Annotated in this window: 20 protein-coding genes; 1 reads left to right on the top strand and 19 read right to left on the bottom strand. The window is 69.5% G+C overall.

Annotated features, from left to right (window positions below; genetic code table 11):
* Positions 1-74: 74 nt before the first annotated feature.
* The 16 genes from pdeM to BCF33_RS06095 all read right to left on the bottom strand — a co-directional run bounded on the left by pdeM (position 75) and on the right by BCF33_RS06095 (position 16084).
* Entirely contained in the window at positions 75-755 is a 681-nt protein-coding gene (gene pdeM / locus BCF33_RS06170) for a ligase-associated DNA damage response endonuclease PdeM (RefSeq protein WP_106160237.1), read from the bottom strand.
* A gap of 56 nt (positions 756-811) precedes the next feature.
* Positions 812-3247, bottom strand: a complete 2436-nt coding sequence (locus tag BCF33_RS06165) for a ligase-associated DNA damage response DEXH box helicase (protein WP_106159992.1) — start codon at positions 3245-3247, stop codon at positions 812-814.
* 202 nt (positions 3248-3449) lie between these two features.
* Entirely contained in the window at positions 3450-3674 is a 225-nt protein-coding gene (locus tag BCF33_RS06160; protein ID WP_106159991.1) for a hypothetical protein, read from the bottom strand.
* A 50-nt stretch (positions 3675-3724) separates the two neighbouring features.
* Positions 3725-5035, bottom strand: a complete 1311-nt coding sequence (locus BCF33_RS06155) for a P-loop NTPase family protein (protein WP_106159990.1) — start codon at positions 5033-5035, stop codon at positions 3725-3727.
* 199 nt (positions 5036-5234) lie between these two features.
* Positions 5235-5720, bottom strand: coding sequence for an A24 family peptidase (locus BCF33_RS06150; RefSeq protein ID WP_106159989.1), 486 nt, complete (start codon positions 5718-5720; stop codon positions 5235-5237).
* A complete protein-coding gene (locus BCF33_RS06145; RefSeq protein WP_106159988.1) occupies positions 5720-6571 on the bottom strand; it encodes a tetratricopeptide repeat protein in 852 nt (283 codons plus the stop codon). The genes BCF33_RS06150 and BCF33_RS06145 overlap by 1 nt, the downstream gene beginning before the upstream one ends.
* A 27-nt stretch (positions 6572-6598) precedes the next feature.
* Positions 6599-7123: a tetratricopeptide repeat protein gene (locus BCF33_RS06140; protein WP_106159987.1), complete on the bottom strand. Its 525-nt coding sequence runs from the start codon at positions 7121-7123 to the stop codon at positions 6599-6601.
* Between the two features lie 84 nt (positions 7124-7207).
* On the bottom strand, positions 7208-8191 hold the full coding sequence (locus BCF33_RS06135) for a type II secretion system F family protein (protein ID WP_106159986.1): 984 nt from the start codon (positions 8189-8191) through the stop codon (positions 7208-7210).
* A gap of 5 nt (positions 8192-8196) precedes the next feature.
* The gene (locus BCF33_RS06130; RefSeq protein WP_106159985.1) at positions 8197-9159 is read right to left on the bottom strand and encodes a type II secretion system F family protein; all 963 of its coding nucleotides are present in this window, start codon (positions 9157-9159) and stop codon (positions 8197-8199) included.
* Complete coding sequence (locus BCF33_RS06125; RefSeq protein ID WP_106159984.1) at positions 9156-10598, bottom strand: TadA family conjugal transfer-associated ATPase; 1443 nt, start codon at positions 10596-10598, stop codon at positions 9156-9158. The genes BCF33_RS06130 and BCF33_RS06125 overlap by 4 nt, the downstream gene beginning before the upstream one ends.
* Positions 10598-11857 carry a CpaE/TadZ family protein gene (locus tag BCF33_RS06120; RefSeq protein ID WP_106159983.1) on the bottom strand — a complete coding sequence of 420 codons (1260 nt, stop codon included), beginning with the start codon at positions 11855-11857 and terminating at the stop codon, positions 10598-10600. Before BCF33_RS06120 ends, BCF33_RS06125 begins: the two co-directional genes overlap by 1 nt.
* A 205-nt stretch (positions 11858-12062) precedes the next feature.
* The gene (locus BCF33_RS06115; protein WP_106159982.1) at positions 12063-12716 is read right to left on the bottom strand and encodes an OmpA family protein; all 654 of its coding nucleotides are present in this window, start codon (positions 12714-12716) and stop codon (positions 12063-12065) included.
* Positions 12717-12727: 11 nt separating this feature from the next.
* Complete coding sequence (locus tag BCF33_RS06110; protein ID WP_106159981.1) at positions 12728-14134, bottom strand: type II and III secretion system protein family protein; 1407 nt, start codon at positions 14132-14134, stop codon at positions 12728-12730.
* A gap of 157 nt (positions 14135-14291) precedes the next feature.
* The gene (gene cpaB / locus BCF33_RS06105) at positions 14292-15167 is read right to left on the bottom strand and encodes a Flp pilus assembly protein CpaB (protein WP_106159980.1); all 876 of its coding nucleotides are present in this window, start codon (positions 15165-15167) and stop codon (positions 14292-14294) included.
* 213 nt (positions 15168-15380) lie between these two features.
* Complete coding sequence (locus BCF33_RS06100) at positions 15381-15581, bottom strand: Flp family type IVb pilin (protein ID WP_106159979.1); 201 nt, start codon at positions 15579-15581, stop codon at positions 15381-15383.
* A gap of 260 nt (positions 15582-15841) precedes the next feature.
* Positions 15842-16084, bottom strand: coding sequence for a Flp family type IVb pilin (locus BCF33_RS06095; protein ID WP_106159978.1), 243 nt, complete (start codon positions 16082-16084; stop codon positions 15842-15844).
* Between the two features lie 374 nt (positions 16085-16458).
* Between BCF33_RS06095 and BCF33_RS06090 the strand changes: the two genes are divergently transcribed.
* On the top strand, positions 16459-17265 hold the full coding sequence (locus BCF33_RS06090; protein WP_106160236.1) for a lytic transglycosylase domain-containing protein: 807 nt from the start codon (positions 16459-16461) through the stop codon (positions 17263-17265).
* 111 nt (positions 17266-17376) lie between these two features.
* On the opposite strand, the gene BCF33_RS06085 is transcribed toward BCF33_RS06090, so the two are convergent.
* The 3 genes from BCF33_RS06085 to BCF33_RS06075 are packed head-to-tail and all read right to left on the bottom strand — an operon-like array spanning position 17377 to position 19803.
* The gene (locus BCF33_RS06085) at positions 17377-18000 is read right to left on the bottom strand and encodes a 3-oxoacid CoA-transferase subunit B (protein ID WP_106159977.1); all 624 of its coding nucleotides are present in this window, start codon (positions 17998-18000) and stop codon (positions 17377-17379) included.
* Between the two features lie 10 nt (positions 18001-18010).
* The gene (locus BCF33_RS06080; protein ID WP_106159976.1) at positions 18011-19090 is read right to left on the bottom strand and encodes a PAS domain-containing protein; all 1080 of its coding nucleotides are present in this window, start codon (positions 19088-19090) and stop codon (positions 18011-18013) included.
* Positions 19087-19803, bottom strand: coding sequence for a CoA transferase subunit A (locus BCF33_RS06075; RefSeq protein ID WP_106159975.1), 717 nt, complete (start codon positions 19801-19803; stop codon positions 19087-19089). The genes BCF33_RS06080 and BCF33_RS06075 overlap by 4 nt, the downstream gene beginning before the upstream one ends.
* Positions 19804-19856: the final 53 nt, after the last annotated feature.

Genomic DNA, 19856 nt, shown 5'->3' with positions numbered 1-19856 from the left:
GTGCTTCCCCTTCTGGGACCCATCTCCGAAGATCGGGTTAAGTTCCGGCCCCAGGGGCCGGGCGCGTTGCCGGATCAGGCGCCGCGCGGCATCGGGATGGGCTGCGGGACCGGCCCCAGAAGCACCGCGAGGGCATCGGGGCGCATGAGGGCGGTCAGTTCGTCCGAATGGGCATGAAGGCCGCCCGTGTAGGTCCCGAAGGACGGCATGACCACGCGCGTCCGATCGATCAGGAAGCACGCGCGGGAGACGCCGGCGCCGCGCGTCCGGATCGAAGCCTTCGGGTGGTAGTGGCCGGACACCTCACCCGAGGTGCCGGGCTTGGCGATATGCCGGAACGTCACCTGCCGAACGGGCAGTTCGGCCATCTGCAGGCCGCCGAAGGGCAGGGGGCCGGGGTCGTGGTTCCCCTCCACCCACACCCAGCGGCGGTTCGCCATCAGCCGGCCCAGGGCCAACACGTCCTCGCCCTGGAGCGCGTGGGCCGCCGGAAGGTCGTCGAAGCTGTCGCCGAGGCAGACCACCGTGCCCGGATCGTGCCGCGCCACGTCCTGCGCCAGGCGGTCCAGCGTCTCGCGCGTCTCGTAGGGCGGCAGGAGGGCCCCGCCGCGGCGGGCCATCCGTTCGGACTTGCCCAGGTGGAGGTCCGAGACGACGAGCATCGACTGCTCCGGCCACAGAAGCGCGCCCGAGGGCAGAGCGACGAGGCGCGCGCCCGCGAGGTCGAAGCCGTAGCCGTTCCTGACGTGTTCCATCGGCACGAGATGAATCATACCGAAATCACGATCAAGGGCCCCTGGCGGGAACGGCTTCAGCCCGCATCGGCGTAGGGCTTCTCCGGCACGCCTGACGGGTCGAGGCCTGCCGCCTCGAGAAGCGCGCCGGCTTCTTCCATGATGAGGCGCTCGCGGCCCGCGCCCTCGACGGGCACGCGGCCTCGCTCGAGGAAGAGGGGGGCCGCGAAGGGCGAGGGGCGATCCAGTTCGACATGGTCGACGCGGCCTTCGGTCCGCGACAGCATCTCCTCGATGCGGGCGAAATCGACGAGGCCGCGCATCGCCTCCTCGCGCGTGATGTCGAGGATCAGGTGGTCCGGCTCGTACTTCATTAGCGTGTCGTAGAGGATGTCGGAGCTGAACGTCGCCTGACGGCCCGACCGGCGCCCCTGCGCGGTGTTGCGGTCGAGAAGCCCGGCGATCGTCGCCGCCTTGCGGAAGGTACGCTTCATCAGCTGGTTCTGGTTCAACCAACGGTCCAGGCCGTCCTGCAGGTTCTCCAGCGTGAACAGGGGGGCGGGATCGCGCAGACGCTCCAGCCCCCAGATGCCGAGGGCATAGTCGGTCGCGACGAAGCCGAGCGGGTCGAGGCCCGCCTCCTCCATCCGCTTGGTCAGGAGGATGCCGAGCGTCTGCATCGCGTTGCGCCCCGCGAAGGCGTAGATCGCGGTGTGCTCGCGCGCGTCCATCTCGAAGGACTCGACCAGGATGCGGTCGCGGGTCGGCAGATGGCTGCGGCGCTTCTGCAGGGCCAGCCAGCCGACGGTATGGGCCGGCAGGTCCGGGTGGCCGTGGTGCAGGATGTCGTAGACGCGATCCACGAGCTCGGTCGAGGTGGCGAACTTCAGACCAATATAGGTGGCGATCCGCGGCTCTTTGGAGGGGTTCCGCGTCACCTCGACGGTCAGCTCGCGCGTGTTCACGTAGCGCACGACCCGGCCCGCCATCAGGAACGTGTCGCCCGGCACGAGGGAGTTGGCGAACCCTTCCTCGACCTCGCCCAACGGGGCGCCGCCGAGGCGGTTCTTCAACCGGACCTTCATCACGTCCGTGTCCATGATCGTGCCGAGGTTTATGCGGATGCGCCGCGCCTGGCGCGGGTCGCGCAGGGCCCAGCGGCCGGGGGCGATCTCGCGGATGCGCTGGTATCGGTCGTAGGCACGCAAGGCGTAGCCGCCGGTCGCGGTGAAGTGCAGGCAGGCGTCGAACTCGGGCCGGGTGACGTGGGTGTAGCAGCCCGTCCGGTGGACCTCCCCATAGAGGGCATCCGCGTCGAACGGGCCTGCGGCGGCGGTCAGGAGGATGTGCTGGCACAGGACGTCCCGCCCGCCAGGGCCGGGCGGGATGCCGTCGAGGTCGCGCTCGCGCACCGCGTCGAGGGCGGCGACGCATTCGAGCACCTCGAACCGGTTCGCCGGGACGAGAAGGGCCTTGGACGGCGCGTTGTAGCGGTGGTTGGCCCGTCCGATCCGCTGCACGAGACGCTTGACGTTCTTCGGCGCGCCGATCTGGATCACGAGGTCCACGTCCCCCCAGTCGATCCCCAGGTCGAGCGAGGCCGTGCAGACGATGGCCCGCAGCTCGCCCTCGGCCATGGCGGCCTCGACCCTCTGGCGTTGCTCGCGCGAGAGGGAGCCGTGGTGGATGCCGATGGGCAGGTCGTCCTCGTTCGCGAGCCAGAGGGCGTGGAAGAAGATCTCGGCCTGCGCGCGGGTGTTGTGGAAGATGAGCGTGGTAGTGTGCCTTCTGACCTCGTCCAGGATGGCCGGGATCGCGTAACGCCCCCCGCCGCCCGCCCAGGGGGGCGGATCGGGGGACGTCAGCATGGCGATGTCGGGCTCTGGGCCGGGGTCGGCCAAGACGATCGTGCAGGGGTCGGGGTGGAAGCGCAGCCTGTCGGCCATGGCCTCCGGATCCTCCACCGTCGCCGAGAGGCCGACGCGTCGCATCCCCGGTACGAGGGTCTGCAGCCGCCCGAGGAGCAGCATCAGCTGGTCGCCCCGCTTGTTCTCGGCGAGGGCGTGTATCTCGTCCACGATGACCCTTCGGAGGCCGCGGAATATGCGCGGTGCGTCCTCGTAGCTCAGCAGCAGGGCGAGGGACTCGGGCGTGGTCAGCAGGACGTGCGGCGGGTCCGCACGCTGGCGCTTGCGCCGGGTCTGGCTGGTGTCGCCGGTCCGATCCTCGACCCGGATGGGCAGGGCCATCTCCGCGATAGGGGTGGCGAGGTTGCGCTTGATGTCGTTGGCCAGCGCCTTCAGCGGGCTGACGTAGATAGTGTGGATGCCTTCATGCGCGCCGTCCTCGAGCTCGACGAGGGTTGGCAGGAACCCGGCCAAGGTCTTGCCGCCCCCCGTCGGCGCGATGAGGAGGAGTGCGGGATCGTCCTTGCGCTCCAGCATCTCCTGCTGGTGGGGATGGATCGACCAGCCCCGGTCGGCGAACCATGTTGCGAAGCGTTCGGGCAGCATGAACCCGAACTAGGGCCTTTCTCCGCGGGTTGGAGTCGCGGCGGAGGCATGGACCCGGATGACGCGGCGGCGTCGTCGATGCCATGCGGCGGGGGGTGCGGCTTGGGCGTGTCGAGGCGGGCGCATGCGGGATGGATCGCCCGTCCTCGGGCGAGGGCGCGATCAGGCGAGGCCGCCACCTTCCGAGAGGCCGCGATCCCGGCTAGCCGCGCGCCGCCTGCAGGATCCGCGCGAGCTGCTCGACGTCGACCTCCAACTCGATCCGTGCCCGCCGGAGGTGGAGGTCGAGGTTCTCCACGTCGATCAGCAGCCTGGCTTTCGCCTCAGGGCCGCCGCCGCCGCTTCCGCCCCCTCCAGGTCCAGAGGCGAAGGGCCCGCTGGCACAGGCGGCCAGAAGGATCGGCAGTAGGAGGATGGGGATGCGCATGGCTTGCCAACGTCGCCTGCGCCCGGACCGTTCCGCAGGAAGGCCGTACGTCAGTGGGCGATCTTCTCTTCCTTCACGAACATGTTCGCCCAGGCGCGGTCCAGAAGGTCGGGGCGCATCTGGTAGGGGATGCCTTCGAAATCGCAGATCGCCTTGAGCTGATCGACGAGGAAGATCGGCTGGTAGTTGGCGAAGTTGTTGTCGATCGTCGGGTACTTCTCGCGCAGGAGGTAGAGGATCGCGTCGCGGTCCATCGGCACGCCCTTCTTCTTCGCCACGAGCGAGAAGATCTTCAGGAACCCGTCGCGGTCCGGCCCGTCGATCTTGATCTTGTAGAAGATCCGGCGGAGCGCGGCGCCGTCGAATATCTCGTTCGGATGAAAGTTGGTGGAGAACACCACGAGCGTGTCGAACGGAACCTCGAACTTCTCCCCCGACTGGAGGGCGAGGATGTCCTTCGCTTCCTCCAGGGGGACGATCCAGCGGTTCACGATGGCCTGGGGCGGCTCCTCCTGGCGGCCGAGGTCGTCGATGATGAAGACGCCGCCAGTCGACTTGAGTTGCAGGGGCGCCTGATAGGTCCGTGCGACGGGGTTGTAAGTCAGGTTCAACATGTCGACGCGCAGCTCGCCGCCCGTGATGACCACCGGCCGCTCGCAATGGACGTAGCGCGGATCATGCCCGCCCGAACGGCGGCGGATCGAGGTCGTGTCCTCCTCGGCCGCCGGGACGGGGGTGTGCACGATGGGGTCGTAGACCGTGATGATCTGTCCCTGATAGATGATCGCGTGCGGCACGTAGAGCGTCTCGCCGATCGCGTCGCGTATGCCGTTCGAGATGGACGACTTCCCGTTTCCCGGCGGGCCGTACATCAGGATCGAGCGGCCGGACCCGACGGCTGGCCCGAGCTGGTCGATGAGGTCGGGGGGCAGGATCAGGTGGCCCATCGCGCCCTCCAACTTGTCGCGGGTCATCGCGACGTCCCGGATGGACTGGCGCTTGACCTGCTCGCGATAGCTTTCCAGCGGAACGGGGAAGGGGCCGAAATACTCGGACTGGGCCAACGCCGCCTCGGCGCGCTTCTTGCCCAGATCGGAGAGGCGATACGTCATCTCGCCCCCCTTGCCCGCGGCGAGGGTCCCCATCGCCTCGAGGAGCTGCTGGTCGCGGCAGAGGTCGATCAGTTCCTGCGTGGCGCCGGTGGGCATGCAGATGCGCTTGGCCAGGACGGTCGCGCTGTCCACGTTGGTGCGGAAGATCGTCTTCAGGACGAGGTCGCGCATCGTCGTCATGTCCAGCCCGGTGTCGAGCGGACGGGCGGGAACCGGGGGCGCCATGACGGCGCGGGCGCTCATGTCCATGCGGGTGCCTCCTGCATCGCGGGTCGCGGCATCGGCGGGCGGGCGGATGCCGGTCCGGGACCGTTTCCCTCGGCGTCGCGGCGGAAACGGGGCAGGACGGAAACGATATGGCGGCAGCCGGCGCGAATGTCGGGCGAGACGCACAGGAAGGCGCGGGCGCCCACCGCGCGCCTACCCCGCGGCGGCGGCGTACGGGACGTCAGGTGCCCGTCGCGGCGAGCGCGAGGAAGATCACGAGCGACGAGCCGAGGCAGAGGCCCATCGGGAAGTCCTGCCGCGACCAGCTCTCCCATCCCACGCCCCTCAGGGCGGGGATCGCGCGCGCGCCCCGGTGCAGGACGAACCCCGCGATCACGGTAGCGCAGAGAACGACCGCATAGAGCGGCACCCCCGCCAGGGGCACGTAGAGCGCCGTCGCCGCGAGGAACTTCGCATCCCCCGCGCCCATCCCGCGGAGCATGGTCAGGACGAAGGTCACGCAAAGGACGACGGCCGCCTGGGCGATCTGGCTCGCGACCGTCGCCGGCGGCAGGACGAGCGTCCCCGCCACGAGGAACGCGGCGACGAGGCCGAGAACCGTCCAGTTACGGATCTTCATCCGCGTGAGGTCGGTCCAGACGGCCGCCATGCAGAAGGGGACGGCGGCGATCAGGAGCCAGATGTAGGGGTTTTCGGCGGGGGTCATCAGCCGCCGAGGGCCTGGAGCGCACGGGCGGCGGCATCGAAATGCCGCGGGTGGCTCTCGACCGCGTCGTTGAGAAGCGAGCGGCCGGTGTTCACGTCGCCCTGCCGGATGGCCGCGAGCGCCATCGTGTGCAGAAGCTGCGCCCGCTCCTCCTGGGTCAGCGCGACGGGCGGCAGCGTGTAGTTGCGCTGGCCCGCCCTGGCCAGGGCGAGGTTGTTCTTCGCCGTGAAGAGGCCGGGATCGTCGCGCAGCGCCCGCTCGAGAAGGCGCTCGGCGCCGGCATGCTCGCCGCGCGACAGCTTCGAGAAGCCCCAGTTGTTCAAGACCCCCGCGGGGGCGGCCGTGAGACCGAGCGCGGTCTCGTAGAAGCTGTCGGAGCGGTCCCAGGCCTGCTCGCTGTCGGCGACCATCGCCTCCAGGCGGTACCGGCGGAACGTCTCGTGCGTCGGCGGTATCGCGTCGAGCGCGGCACGCGCGCCGGCCCAGTCGCCCATCCGAACGAGGACGCCGGCCAGCTCGACCCGGTCGTCGACATCGGCGCCCTCCATCGCGAGCAGCTCGCGCCATGCCGTGGCGGCCTCCGCGTTGCGGCCGGCGCGGGTCAGCGACTTGGCCAGCCCGCGCCGCAGCTCCACCCTCTCGGGCTGCTCCTCCGCGAGGCGGGCGAAATGCGCGACGGCGGTCCCGGGGTCGCCGACCGTCAGCATGATGTCGTTGAGATCGGCATCGTCGATGATGTCGCTCGCGGTCGCCCCGCGCGAGACGTCCGCGCCCTTCGGTCCGCCACATGCCGAAAGGGCGAGGATCGCCAGAATGGCGCCGACGTTCCGGCGCGCGTGTCCGAGGGTCATTCCTTGCCTCCGCTCGGGTCCGCGCGCCTAGTCGTCGGTCGAGAGCAGGTAGTCCCCGCCGCCCCGGTAGGTCAGCGTCGCGGACGCTTCCTCCGGCGGAGCGTAGCGGGCGCCGTCGCGAATCTCCATCGCGCGGGAGAGGTTCGCGCGGATCGAGGCGCTGCTGCCACGGGTGAGGGCGAAGGCCCGCTCGAACGCGCGTACCGCCGCGGGCGCGCGATCCGTGTCGAGGAGGAGGAGGCCCAGGGTGTTCCAGGCCGCCGGAAGTTCGGGATCGGACGCCAGCGCGCGCCGCAGGAGCGGCTCGGCCTGGTTCACCCGTCCGAGGGCGTGCGCGCTCGCGCCCTGGGCGGCGAGAAGGCGGGCGTCGTCCGGGCGGCCCAGCCGGCCGCGGGTGTAGAGCGTCAGCGCCGCCTCGTGGTCGCCGAGCGCGGCGGCCGTCAGCCCCCGCGTCAGCGCCTCGTCGGGGGTCAGCGCCTGCGGCCCGCCCGGCGGCATGCAGGCCGCGAGAAGGACGAGGACGGCGCAGGCGGGCAGGACGATCCGAAGCATGAAGGCCCCTCTAACCCCTGGGGGCGGGCAGGCGGGAGGGACCGCGCCGCCGCGCGGCGGGCCGGCGTGTCCCCCGGGCCGCGGTCAGAACGTGGTCGAGGAGGAATCGCCCGAGAGGACGGCCATGATCTCGAGGATGGAGGGGGAGAGCAGGATGATGAGCAATGGCGGCAGCGTCAGCATCATCGTGGCCAGCGTCATCTTCGTCGGCAGCTTGTTGGCCTTCTCCTCCGCACGCATCACACGCTTGTCCCGCATCTCGGCGGCGTAGACGCGCAGGGCATCGGCGATCGAGGTGCCGAAGGTCTGCGACTGGATCAGGACGGTGGTGAACGAGGTGATGTCCTGCACGCCGCAACGATCGGCCATGTCCCGAAACACCTGCGCCTTGTCCTTGCCGGCCTTCATCTCGTAGGCGACCAGCTCGAACTCGGCCGCGAGTGCGGGATATGAAATCTGAAGCTCGTTGGCGACGCGGATGATGGACTGGTCCATCGACTGGCCGGCCTCGATGCACACGAGCATGAGGTCGAGGCTGTCGGGAAAGCCTGAGACGATCTCCTCCTCGCGGGCCTTCGCGCGCGAGGCTATGTACCTCTTCGGCATGTAGTAGCCCCCGACGCCGGGGCCGAGGATCGCGAGGACCATGGTCGTCGTCGACATGGGCGGCTCCGCGCCCAGGTTCATCCAGACGTAGAAGCCCCCCAGGGCCATCATCCCGATGCCCAGCACCGCCTGGCTGAGATAGAAGAGCGAGACCGCGTCGCGGTTCGTGTAGCCGGCCTGCTGGAGCTTCCGCTTGATCTCGGTGAGTTCCTCCTCCGATTGCGGCTCGAGGAAGCCGGAGAACTTCTCGAGCTTCTTCTCGCCGCTCTCGCGCAGGCGGCCTGCCTCCGCGGCGGCGGGGGCGCCGCCGGTGGCGATCGCGCCCTTGCGGTCCAGGCGGCGATAGGGGTCCGCGCCGGGCTTCAGGAAGGCCACCAGCGCGCCAAGCACCAGCAGGATGCCGGTGCCGCCCAGAACGTAGAGCGCGCCGTCCGGGCCGAGTGCGTCGATGAGGGGCTGCATCAGCGTCAAACCTTGATGTTAACGAGCTTTTTCATGACGACGAGGTTCGCGACCAGGAACCCGGCGACCGTGAAGCAGCCGTAGATGAAGTAGGGATGCTCTTTGACGGCGTCGAAGTAGTCCGGCTTGAAGATCAGGATCAGCGCCAGGGCGACGAGCGGGAACATCGACAGGAACATGCCCGACCACTGCGCTTCGGCGGTGATCGCCTTGACGCGGCGGAAGAGCCGGAAGCGCGAGCGGATGACCGCCGCGAGGCCGGCGAGGATCTCGGCGAGGTTGCCGCCTGATTGCTGCTGGATCGTCACCGCCACCGCGAGGAAGCGAAGGTCCTGCAGGTCGAGGCGGTCCGCCATGACCTTGAAGGCGTCGCCCATGTCCTTGCCGTAGGCCACCTCGTCCGCGATCACGCCCATCTCGGAGGCGAGGGGATCGTTCACCTCCTTGGCGACGATGTTGACCGCGGAGGAGAAGGGATGTCCGACCTTCAGCGAGCGGACCATCAGCTCGACCGCGTCGGGAAGCTGCTCCTCGATCAGGGCCATGCGCTTCTTCGCCTTGCCGTTCACCCAGAACCAGACGCCGCCGCATCCAAAGGCGACCGATATGATGGCCCGCACCGCGACGCCCGTGGCCGTGCCGACCGTAAGCAGGACGAACGACATCATGGTCAGCGCGACCATCAGGATGATCAGCTGCGTCGGCGTGAAGGCCACGCCGCCCTTCTGCGCCTTGTCCGCCAGGATCGCATAGAGCGGCAGCCGCTTCGCGGCGAGGTGCTGGTTCATCTCCTTGCGGAGCTTGGCGAGGACCTCCTGCCGCGATTCGCCCTTCTCGATCATCGCGAGGCGGCGGTTGACGTTGCGGTTCAGCGAGATGTCCTTGCCGAAGACTGTGAGGTACACCCCCTCGACCAGCACCACGACGGCAACGAAGATGATGCCGTAGACGATCAGCTCGCTGGTCATCGCGCGCCTCCGGGCAGCGCGACGGGCTCGTATATCTCGTTCGGCAGATCGTAGCCCCAGATGCGGAAGCGCTCGGAATAGGCCGAGCGGACGCCGCAGCCTGTGAAATGGCCGATGATCTTGTTGTCCGGCGTCAGGCCCGTACGCTGGAACCTGAAGATCTCCTGCATGGTGATGACGTCGCCCTCCATCCCGGTGACCTCGGTGATCGACGTCATGCGCCGCGAGCCGTCCTGGAGGCGGCTGGCCTGCACGATGAGGTTGACGGCCGACGATATCTGCGAGCGGACCGCCTTGATCGGCATCTCGATGCCCGCCATCGCGATCATGTTCTCGAGGCGGCTGACGCCGTCGCGGGCGCTGTTGGCGTGGATCGTCGTCATCGAGCCGTCATGGCCCGTGTTCATGGCCTGCAGCATGTCGATGACCTCCTCGCCGCGGGTCTCGCCCACGATGATGCGGTCGGGACGCATGCGGAGCGCGTTCCTGAGGCAGTCGCGCTGCGAGACCTCGCCCTTCCCCTCGACGTTGGCGGGGCGCGATTCCATCCGGCCGACATGGACCTGCTGAAGCTGGAGCTCGGCGGTGTCCTCGATGGTCAGGATGCGCTCGGCGTTGTCGATGAAGCTCGACAAGGCGTTCAGGGTCGTCGTCTTGCCCGAGCCCGTGCCGCCGGAGACGATCACGTTGAGGCGGGTGGCGACGGCGGCCTCGAGATAGGCGGCCATCTCCTCGGAGAAGGCGCCGAAGTCCACGAGGTCGTCGATCCCGAGCTTCTCCTTCTTGAACTTCCGGATCGAGACGAGGCTGCCGTCGACGGCCACGGGCGGCACCATCGCGTTGAAGCGCGAGCCGTCCTTCAGGCGGGCGTCCACGTATGGGTTGGACTCGTCCACGCGCCGGCCGACGGCCGAGACGATCTTGTCGATGATCCGCAGGAGGTGCCGCTCGTCCTTGAAGGTGACGTCGGACAGCTCGAGCTTGCCCTTGCGCTCGATGAACACGCGCTGAGGGCCGTTCACGAGGATGTCGTTGACGTCGTCGTCCTTCAGCAGCGGCTCGAGCGGGCCGAGGCCCGTGACCTCGTCGTAGAGCTCCTGGATGAGGACCGTCCGCTCCTCGCGGTTCAGGACGACTGCGAGCTCCTCCAACGCCTCGGCCACGATGGCCTGGATCTCGGCGCGCAGGTCGGCTTCCTTTGCATGCTCGAGCGCGGAGAGGTTGAGCTGGTCGAGAAGGCGCCGGTGCATCTCGGTCTTGATCTCGGACAGCCGTTCCTTGCGGCGCGTCTCCTTGTCGGCGGGGGCGGGCGCGGCGGCCTTCGGCGCCTGCCGCCTGGCGACCTTGGGCGCGGCCTTCGCGGCCGGTTCGGGCGAAGCGGCGCCCGCGTCGGTCGCGGCGACGGGCGTGCCCTTCTCCTTCTTGTACTTGGCGAACATCAGGCGGCCTCCTCGCCGACGTTGCGCTCATGGATCGATTGGGCGAGCTTCTCGATCTCGCGGCGGAGGGGATTCTTCGGGGCGACCTCGGCAAGGGCCTTGCCTGCGTCCGCTGCCTGCTGCGCGGGCTTCAGCCCGTCGGGCAGCTGCAGGTCCAGCTTGATCTCCAGGCTTTCGGCCATGCGCTTGACCCGGGCCTTGCCCTGCAGGTCCATCCCCTTCGGCGCCCGGTTCAGGACCCAGCGGATCTTCTCGACCGGCAGCGCCTCGGCCCTCAGGGCCCGGATCACCCGCAGCGCGTTCTGCGCCGAGCGCATGTCGAGCTCGAGCGTGCCGAAATAGAGATGGGCGGCGTTCATCACCGCCTCCGTCCAGGAGACGAAGGCGTGCGGCAGGTCGATCACGACGTAGTCGAAGTTGACGCGCGCGAATTCGAGAAGGCGCTCGATCTCCTCGGGGCCGAGCAGGTCGAGGGGCAGCAGGTCCGAAGGCGCCGTCAGGACGTGCAGCGCCTCCCCGACCGGCTGCAGCGCCTGGATGAAGCCTTCGACGTCCATGTCCTCGATCTCGGTGAGAAGCTCCGTCACCGCCTCTCGGCGGGGCAGGTCGAGGGCGGTCGCGACCGCGCCGAATTGCAGATCGAGGTCGATCAGCGCCACCTTCGGCGGCGAGATCCCCTTCGGCGCGGTCGCCAGCTCGGAGGCGAGGTTGACCGCCAGCGTCGTCGCGCCGGTGCCCCCGGCCATGCCGTGGACGGCGACGACGACGGCCGAGCGGTCGCCCGCCGGGGCCGCTGCGCCGGGGCGGGCCATCTGGACGAGGTCCCCTCCGGCGAGGTCGGCTTGCACGCGCGGCGCCTCGAGGGTCGCGATGGCTTCGACGAGCTCGCCGGAGGGGATGGGATAGGGCAGGAAGGCCGATGCGCCCGACTTCATCAGCCGATGCAGCGCCGCCGGGGCCAGGCCGTCCGTCACCAGGATGACCGCGACCCCGGCGGAGCGGGCGGCGGCTATCACCGCCTCGGCCTCGTCCACCCGCCCCTCGTCCTCGCCGTCGAGGGCGATGGCGACGAACTCCATCTCCGCTGCCTCCGGCTGCCCGAGGAACACGGCGGCCTCCTCGAAGGAAAGATCGCCCCATCCCTCGCCGAACGCGGTCTCCATGTCGTCGATCAACGCGTCGAACCTGTCGAGGTCGCGGCTGATCGTGCAGGCCCGGATCGGGGCCGCGTCGCTCTCGGAATCGGCGCTGACGGTCATGTCGCTCATCCTCGCTGCGTCCGCCTTCGCGGATCGTTGATGCCGTCAGGACGCCCGCCGGGCTTCTGAACGGTCCTTCTCGCGGAATGGGATAGTGGCCGAATCCGGCGACAATGCGCCCGGATGGGGGTAAAGCATGGTGACGAAACGAGAGCGGGCGACCCCTCGGGGCCGCCCGTTCCCTGTTCCCGCGATCGGCCTCCGATCAGTTGTTCGCGACGGCCCCGGTGCTCGTCGCCAGCGACAGCTGGCTCGGGGGTACGGCCGAGGCGACGTAATCGCGGTAGATGATCTCCGCATAGCGTCCGTCGAGCACCGTCGGATGCCTCTGGTCGAAGCCGGACACGGTCGTGATGACGCGGCGGTTGCGCACTTCGCGCTGCGACGTCTGCACCGCCAGGCGATCCTCGCCGTAGGAGACCAGGGCCTCGAGGTGGCTGCGTGGCACCCCGCGCGAGACGAGATACCGCAGCACCGCCTCCGCGCGCGCCCGGCCCAGGCGTTCGTTGTAGGCGGAGGGGCCGACCGCGTCGGCGTAGCCGTAGACCGAGAAGCCCAGCTCGGGGAACTGCCGCATCCAGCTCGCCTGCCGGTCGAGGACCTGCTGGGCCCGGGGCGTCAGCGTGGCCGAGTCGAACTCGAACAGGACGGTGCTCGGAACCTCACTCTCGAACCTCGCCTGCAGCGCCTCCGCATAGCCCAGCTGGCCAGTGCTTATCATCATGTTCGTCATCGTCGCGTCGCCGAATTGGGCGTTGCGCGTCGCGCCGGCGGTCCGGTCGAGGCTGGGGTCGTTCAGAAGCCCGCCGCACCCGGTCAAGGCGAAGGCGAGGATCGTCGTGGTCAGGATGGTCTTCATCGCTCTTCTCCTCAATCCAGCACGTAGCCGTACGAGCCCTGGAAGTTCTGCCGCGCCACTTCGGCCGCAGGGCCCGTGGTGGGCGCGCCTTCCGTCCGGCCGAGCAGGAACAGCTCCCGCTCGGTCGGCAGGCGGACGTTGTCCGTCGGCAGGGCGTACCCGCCGCGGGTGGGCTGCACGAGATGCGCCGTGATCACGATGACCAGCTCCGTCTGGTCGCGCTGGTACTCGGCCGAACGGAAGAGGGCGCCGAGGATCGGGATGTCGCCGAGGAACGGCACCTGGTTGTTCGAGTCCCGGAAATCGTCCTGCAGGAGGCCCGCGATCGCGAAGCTCTCGCCGTCCCTGATCTCCACGGTGGTCGAGGTCGCGCGCGAGCGGAAGCCCTGCACGGCCTGCCCGTTCACGATCTCGCCCGCCGAGGGGTCGAGCGAGGAGATCGCGGCCGCCAGCTCGAGGTTGATGATGTCCCCGTCCACCACGCGGGGGATGAAGTCCATCTCGACCCCGAAGGGCTTGTACTCGATCAGGACGGTGGGGTTCTCGCCGTCGTCGCCCGGCTGCACCGTCGGAACGGGGTACTCGCCCCCGGCGATGAAGGTCGCCTCCTGACCCGAGAGGGCGGTAAGGTTCGGCTCCGCGAGGATGCGGGTGAGGCCGCGCTGCTCGAGCGCGTCGAGCAGAATGTCCACCGACGCGTCGCCGAGGGCGAGCTCGAAGATGCCGGTTCCGGCGACCGCGCCGCCTGCGGACGCGGGCACCCGCGTGCCGAGACCGATGGCCGATCCGGCGAGGTCGCCGTCCCCCCCGATGCCGATCCCGATGCCGCCGCCCAGGCTGCGGCTGACCGAACGGCCCATCTCGGCGAAGCGGACCTTCAGCATGACCTGCTGGTTGCCGCCGACGGACATCAGGTTCGAGACCCGTTCGGGCGCGTAGCGCTGCGCCAGCGAGAGGGCACGGTCGAGGCGCTGGATCGACGAGACTACGCCCGAGAGCACGATGCCGTCGTTCGCGGTGCGCACGTCGATGTTCTCGCCTGGCAGGATCTGCTGAAGGCGCTCGCGAAACTCGGCGACGTCGGGGGTCACCTGAACCTCGACGTTCGACAGAAGGCCGCCGTCCGGCCCGAGGATCGTCAGGGTCGTGCGCCCGGGCGTGCGACCCAGGACGTAGACCGTCCGGTCGGACAGCGTCGAGATGTCGGCGATGTCGGGGTTTGCGATCGACAGCTCCGCGAAGGGCATGTCGCTCTCCACGACGACGGCGCGGTTCATCGGCACCCGGAGGGGCCCCGAGGTGGGGCCGCTGAGGACGGAGAGGGTCTGCGCCGCGGCCGGTTCGGGGACGACGAGCCCCGCCGGACCGAGGGCCAGCGCGAGCGCCAGTGGCGTCGCGCGAAGAACTTTGGGAATCATGGTCGACCTGCCTCTTCGGATCGAGTTCTGCTCTTTGGCGGGATCTCATGTCCGCGCTCGCTGTCATCCTGCCCGAAGCGCGGTCTTTTCACATAGATGCCGCGCCCCCGGGGTTCGGCATGCGTGCCGATCGGGCAACAACCCGTGGTAGAAAGGCTCATTCCGGACAGGCCACCGGAACCTCGACGGTGCTGCCGCCCCGGCGGGTACGGATGGTGCAGACCTGCGCGCGCGCCGGACGGGCGACCTCGCGCACCTCGCGGATGTCGAGAAGCTCCTGCTGGTCGATCTCGATCCGCTCGGCGACCGTGTCGTCGTAGATGCCGACGAGGGACAGGGTCAGCCGGCCCGTCGCCTGGGCCTGCGTCAGCGCGGCGACCGTGCGGGGCAGGGCCTCGACCGTCACCGTCCGCGCCAAGCGGGCGGAGGTGCGGTCGGCGCCGTCGTCCTGGTCCACCGCGACGATGAGCACGTTCGATTCGATCAGCCGCGTCACGTCGCCCGAGGCGCCCGATTCGGTCTCGCCGTTGACGCTGCCGGACCAGTAGACGTCCACACGGTCGCCGGGGCGGAGGAAGCCCGACACGCCCGACGCCGCGTCGACCGGGATCGCGAAGGCGCGGTGGCCCGGCGTCAGGCGCGCGACGAGGCCCGCGTCCTCGCCGGGCGCGGTCAGCTTCGCGGGAAGCATCGGCTCGCCCTCGACCATCGCGAAGAGGACCGTGCGGCGGTCCTCGCCGGCGAAGAGGTCGTTCTCGCCGTCCACGATGCGGAAGGCGTCGCCGGGGATCTCCTCCTCCGGCCAGAGGATCACGCGCACGTCGTCCTCGGTCAGGCGGTCGCCGTAGGCGAGGTCGCGGCCGGCGACGAAGACCGGGGCCATGGTGGACATCCGCCCCCGCAGGGCGACGACCTCGTCCCTGAGGGCGCTGGCCTCGGCGGCGGACTGCCCGAAGGTGCCCTTGGCCAGATAGACGGCGAACCCAGCCAGGCCGAGCCCGGCGAGAAGCACCAGACCGAAGATGAGTCGCATGGTTTTGGCCTTTCGATTCGGGAATTATGGGTGGACTGTCGCCCGTTCGTGAACGGTGAATGGGGCGGCGTTGCGGCGGGCAGGGTGCGGGCGCGGGGCGTGGCTCCGGCGGTGGCGGAACGGGATCCCCATATGCCAAGGACCGCGCCCCTTCCGGATGGCGCGGCCCTTCCTGCGGCTTGGCGGGCCCTTCAGCGGCCCGGCCGACCTGAGCTACTCTTCGAATTCGGTCTCGATGTCGTATGCCAGCATCACCCCGTTCGTGTCCCCCGTCAGGTCGGCGAGCGCGGGCCGCAGCGCGAGGCCCACGGCGATGCAGATGAAGGCGACAGCTGCGGTCAGGACGACCCAGTCGACGGTCACGGCGCCGTCCTCGTCGCGAAGGAAGCGGTGGAGATGGCTGCTGCGTTTCACGTCGATCCTCTGTCTTTCGTACCCCGGCGTCTGGGCCCGCTGCTTGCTCTGTCCGCATCCGAACGGTCGGGCCGCTTCGGCTGGCTGTTACTCATCTCGCCGGGGCATATCTCGGCGCGAGCGGCCGCCCCTGTGATGTTCGATGTCCGCAGGCCGTGATTACGGCCGGAGGGGGCGGTATGGGGTGCTCACGTACCCTATCACGCCTGAGATACTGCAAGGATGCCCTGCCGCTGCGGAGCAGGGCAGGGCATCAAACGTTACTCGCCGCCGCCTTCGCCGCCGCCGCCGTTGCCGCCGGACCCGGGGAACTCATCGGTGTTGATTTCGTATCCGGTAATTTCGTTGGTCGCGTCGGTCGTCAGTTTCTGAACGCCCGAGCGGATCGAGGCGCCGACGGCGATGCCGAGGCCCACGATGGCGGCGGTCAGCACGACCCAGTCGACGGTGACGGCGCCGTCTTCGTCACGGGCGAAGCGGTTGGCGAGCTTGAAGAACTGCATGTGGGGTTCCTTCCACGGGAAAAGTTCGGTTTCACTCATCTCCGTTCGGCGTTGCGGACCGACCTTTCCGGGGCCCCGCCACTCGGCGATGGGGAAGGTATTCCGGCCGAATTGGGCGCGATCGGGGCAAGGGCGAAACCGGTTTGGGGTGTCTTCAAGTCCCCAGAGGGCGCGGCGAGCCATCTTCCAGCAGGCCTGCGCCTGCAAACGCAGGGCAAACCAGCCTATCGGCCACGATCCGGCCCAACTGTGGCGCTGCAGGCGCTATGAAGCGAGCATACGACGCCGAATGTTGCGCGATCCGACCTCGAACCGGCAGGATCGAACAGGAAGCCGGCCGGAACGGCCGCGATATGGTCGAATGGGGCTACGAGATGGACGCAATCTCGACCGGAAAGGCCCTCGCCCTCGCCGTGGTGCTGGGCGCGTCCTCGCCCGGGCCCCTCGGGGCCGAGCCATCCGCGTTCCCCGAATTCAGCGCCAGGCGCGTGGGGCTGCCGGCGGCCGGCGTCGCCCGGCGGATCACGGTCCAGATCGTCCCCGCACCGCCCGAGGCCGCCGCGCCGGCCCCGGCGGCCCCGGCGCCCTCGCGCCAGCAGGCCGCGGGGTGGTTCTGGACGGCGGTCGACCCCGCGCGTGCCGCCACCGCCGGGCGGTTCGACGCCGCGGTCAGGGCCGTCGAGGGCGGCCCGCTCCGCGCGCCGTCCGCACAGGCGCTGGGACGCATGGCGGCGGCGCACGGGGGACCGCTCCTCCTGCATTCCGCCGGCACCCGCGTTTCCCCGGCGCTGGCGCTCGCGGTGATGGCGACCGAATCCGCGGGGCGCGCCGAAGCGGTCAGCGGCGCCGGGGCGCAGGGGCTGATGCAGCTCATCCCCGCGACGGCGGAGCGGTTCGGCGTCGCCGACCCCTTCGACCCGTCCGAGAACGTCCGCGGCGGCATCGCCTATCTCGACTGGCTGATGCGCCGGTTCGACGGGGACGCCGTGCTGGCGCTCGCCGCCTACAACGCGGGGGAGGGGGCGGTCGACGACCATGGCGGCGTGCCCCCCTTCGCCGAGACGCGCACCTATGTCCCGAAGGTCCTCGCCGCCTGGCGGGTCGCCCGCCTCCTCTGCGCGACGCCGCCCGAGCTTCCGTCCGACGGCTGCGCGTTCGTCGTTCCGGTCAGCGGCGGCTGACGGCCCTAGTCGGCTTCGGCGCACCGATCCGGAAGGCCCCCTGGAACCCGCCGCACCGGCGACGCGCCTCATCCGTCCCGCCGCCGCCACGCGCCAGCCGGCGCGACGTGTCTAGACGATCCGCGCCTCCGTCGCGGCGCGGACGTCGTCCTCCGAAACGCCTGGCGCGGTCTCGACGATCCTGAGGCCGCCCCCGACGACGTCGAGCACACCGAGGTTCGTGACGATCCGGTCGACCACGCCCTTGCCGGTCAGGGGCAGGGTGCATGTCCGCAGAAGCTTCGATTCGCCCTTCTTGTTCTGGTGGTCCATGACCACTACGACCCTGCCGACCCCCGCGACGAGGTCCATGGCCCCCCCCATGCCCTTCACGAGCTTGCCGGGGATCATCCAGTTCGCCAGATCGCCGTTCTCGGCCACCTCCATCGCGCCGAGGACGGCGACGGCGATCTTGCCGCCCCGGATCATCGCGAAGGAGGTCGCGCTGTCGAAATAGGCCGTGCGGTCCAGCTCCGTGATGGTCTGCTTGCCGGCGTTGATGAGGTCGGGATCCTCCTCGCCCTCTTCCGGGAAGGGGCCCATGCCCAGCATCCCGTTCTCGGATTGCAGGGTGATGTCCTTGTCGCCCACATGGTTCGCCACCAGCGTCGGGATGCCGATGCCGAGGTTGACGTACATGCCGTCCTCCAGCTCCTCGGCGGCGCGGGCGGCCATCTGATCGCGGTTCCAGGGCATGGGCTTCTCCTTACTCTCCGGCCGTCACGGTGCCGCAGCGCGCGCCGCCTCCGCCGGCGAGGGCATCCGCGCCGACATCGACGGTCACGACCGTTCCGGCGAGGCCGCGGCTGACGGCGATCGAAGCGGCCATCCCCTCGATCAGCCGCCGCACGATGCGACCGCCCCGCGCGCCGCCTGCTGGAAAGGGCTCTCCCTCCGGGATGCCGATGCCGTCGTCCGCCACGGTCATCCGCAACCCGCCCTGCGCGAGGGTGACGACCCGCAGCTCGACCGAGCCGAAGGCGCGTCCCTCGAAGGCGTGGCGAAGGGCGTTCGTCAGCAACTCGGACGCGAGGAGGCCGAGGCGGGTCGAGACGTCGACGCCCGCCGCCAGGTCGACGGAGGCGATGTTGACCCGGATGCCGGGGCGCCCCTCCACGTGCGCGAGCGCGTTGCCCACGCGGGCGATGTAGGCCCCCAGCGCCACGCGCCCGTCGTTGCGGCCGAAGGGGGCGGGGCGGATCATCTCCTCGTAGAGAAACTGCAGCGTCTCGATCCTCCGGTTGAGGGAGAGGAGCTCCCTCTCCGAGCAACCGGCGTTGGGATGGTCGAGGATCGTGTCGATCACCCCCGCGAGATGCGCGCGCACCCGCGACTGGACGGCCCGCATCCTGTCGGCGGCGGCCGCGCGCCCTCCCGCGTCCTCGACGTCCCGGGCGGTCATCTCCTTCTGAAGGCCGAGGAAGTACTGGACCTGCCCCCCCTCTCCGAAGACCGGCGCGAGGAGGAGGCGGTTGAGGAAAGCCTCGCCGTCGGCGCGGTAGTTGAGAAGGTCGATCGCCACCTCTTCCCTCGCGCGGATCGCGTCGCGGATGCGCGCCACGTCGGCCGGATCCGTGTCGGGGCCCTGCAGAAAGCGGCAGTTGCGCCCGACGACGGCGGACTTGGCGTAGCCCGTCAACTCCTCGAAGGCCTCGTTGATGTAGACGATCGGATTGTCGTCGACGTTCGGATTCGTCAGCACGATCGAGACGGTCGCCCGGCTGAAGGCGAGGTCGGCGGAGGCCTCGTCGATGACCGCCCCCAAGGCAGGTTTCGGGTCGGTCATCCGGTGCTGCCGGCGGCCGCGCGGGGCCGGTTGGTGCGCTGCTCGATGCGCTTCTCGTGCTCACCCTGGACGAGGCGGTGCACGTAGATGCCGGGCAGGTGGATCGTGTCGGGATCGAGGCTGCCGCGGGGCACGATCTGCTCGACCTCGGCGACGCAGATCCGCCCGCAGCTCGCGGCGGGGACGTTGAAGTTGCGGGCCGTCTTGCGGAACACGAGGTTGCCGGTGTCGTCCGCCTTCCAGGCCTTCACGATGGCGAGGTCCGCGACGATTCCCCGCTCGAGGATGTAGTCCTCGCCGTCGAAGGTCTTCACCTCCTTGCCTTCGGCGACCTGGGTGCCGACGCCGGTCCTGGTGTAGAAGCCCGGGATGCCCGCTCCGCCCGCGCGCATCCGCTCGGCCAAGGTTCCCTGAGGATTGAACTCAATTTCGAGCTCTCCGGCCAGGTACTGTCGCATGAACTCCGCGTTCTCGCCGACGTAGGACGAAAGCATCTTCCTGACTTGCCGTGTCCGCAAGAGGATGCCGATGCCGAAATCGTCCACCCCCGCATTGTTGGAGGCGAAAGTCAGATCCTTCGTACCCGCGTCCCGTATGGCGGCAAGGAGAAGCTCTGGTATGCCGCACAGGCCGAAGCCGCCAGCCGCGATCAGCATCCCATCGTGGAGAAGGCCCTCGAGCGCCGCCGCGGCATCGGGTCGGATCTTGTCCATGCACGCTCCCCTGGCTTGCAGCGCGACACTACCGGGCGGCGCCGGGGCGTCAA

It is taken from the genome of Hasllibacter halocynthiae, assembly GCF_003003095.1.
Classification (GTDB): domain Bacteria; phylum Pseudomonadota; class Alphaproteobacteria; order Rhodobacterales; family Rhodobacteraceae; genus Hasllibacter; species Hasllibacter halocynthiae.
The sequence above is the reverse complement of the archived record's forward strand: the minus strand, read 5'-3'. Positions and strand labels throughout refer to the sequence as shown.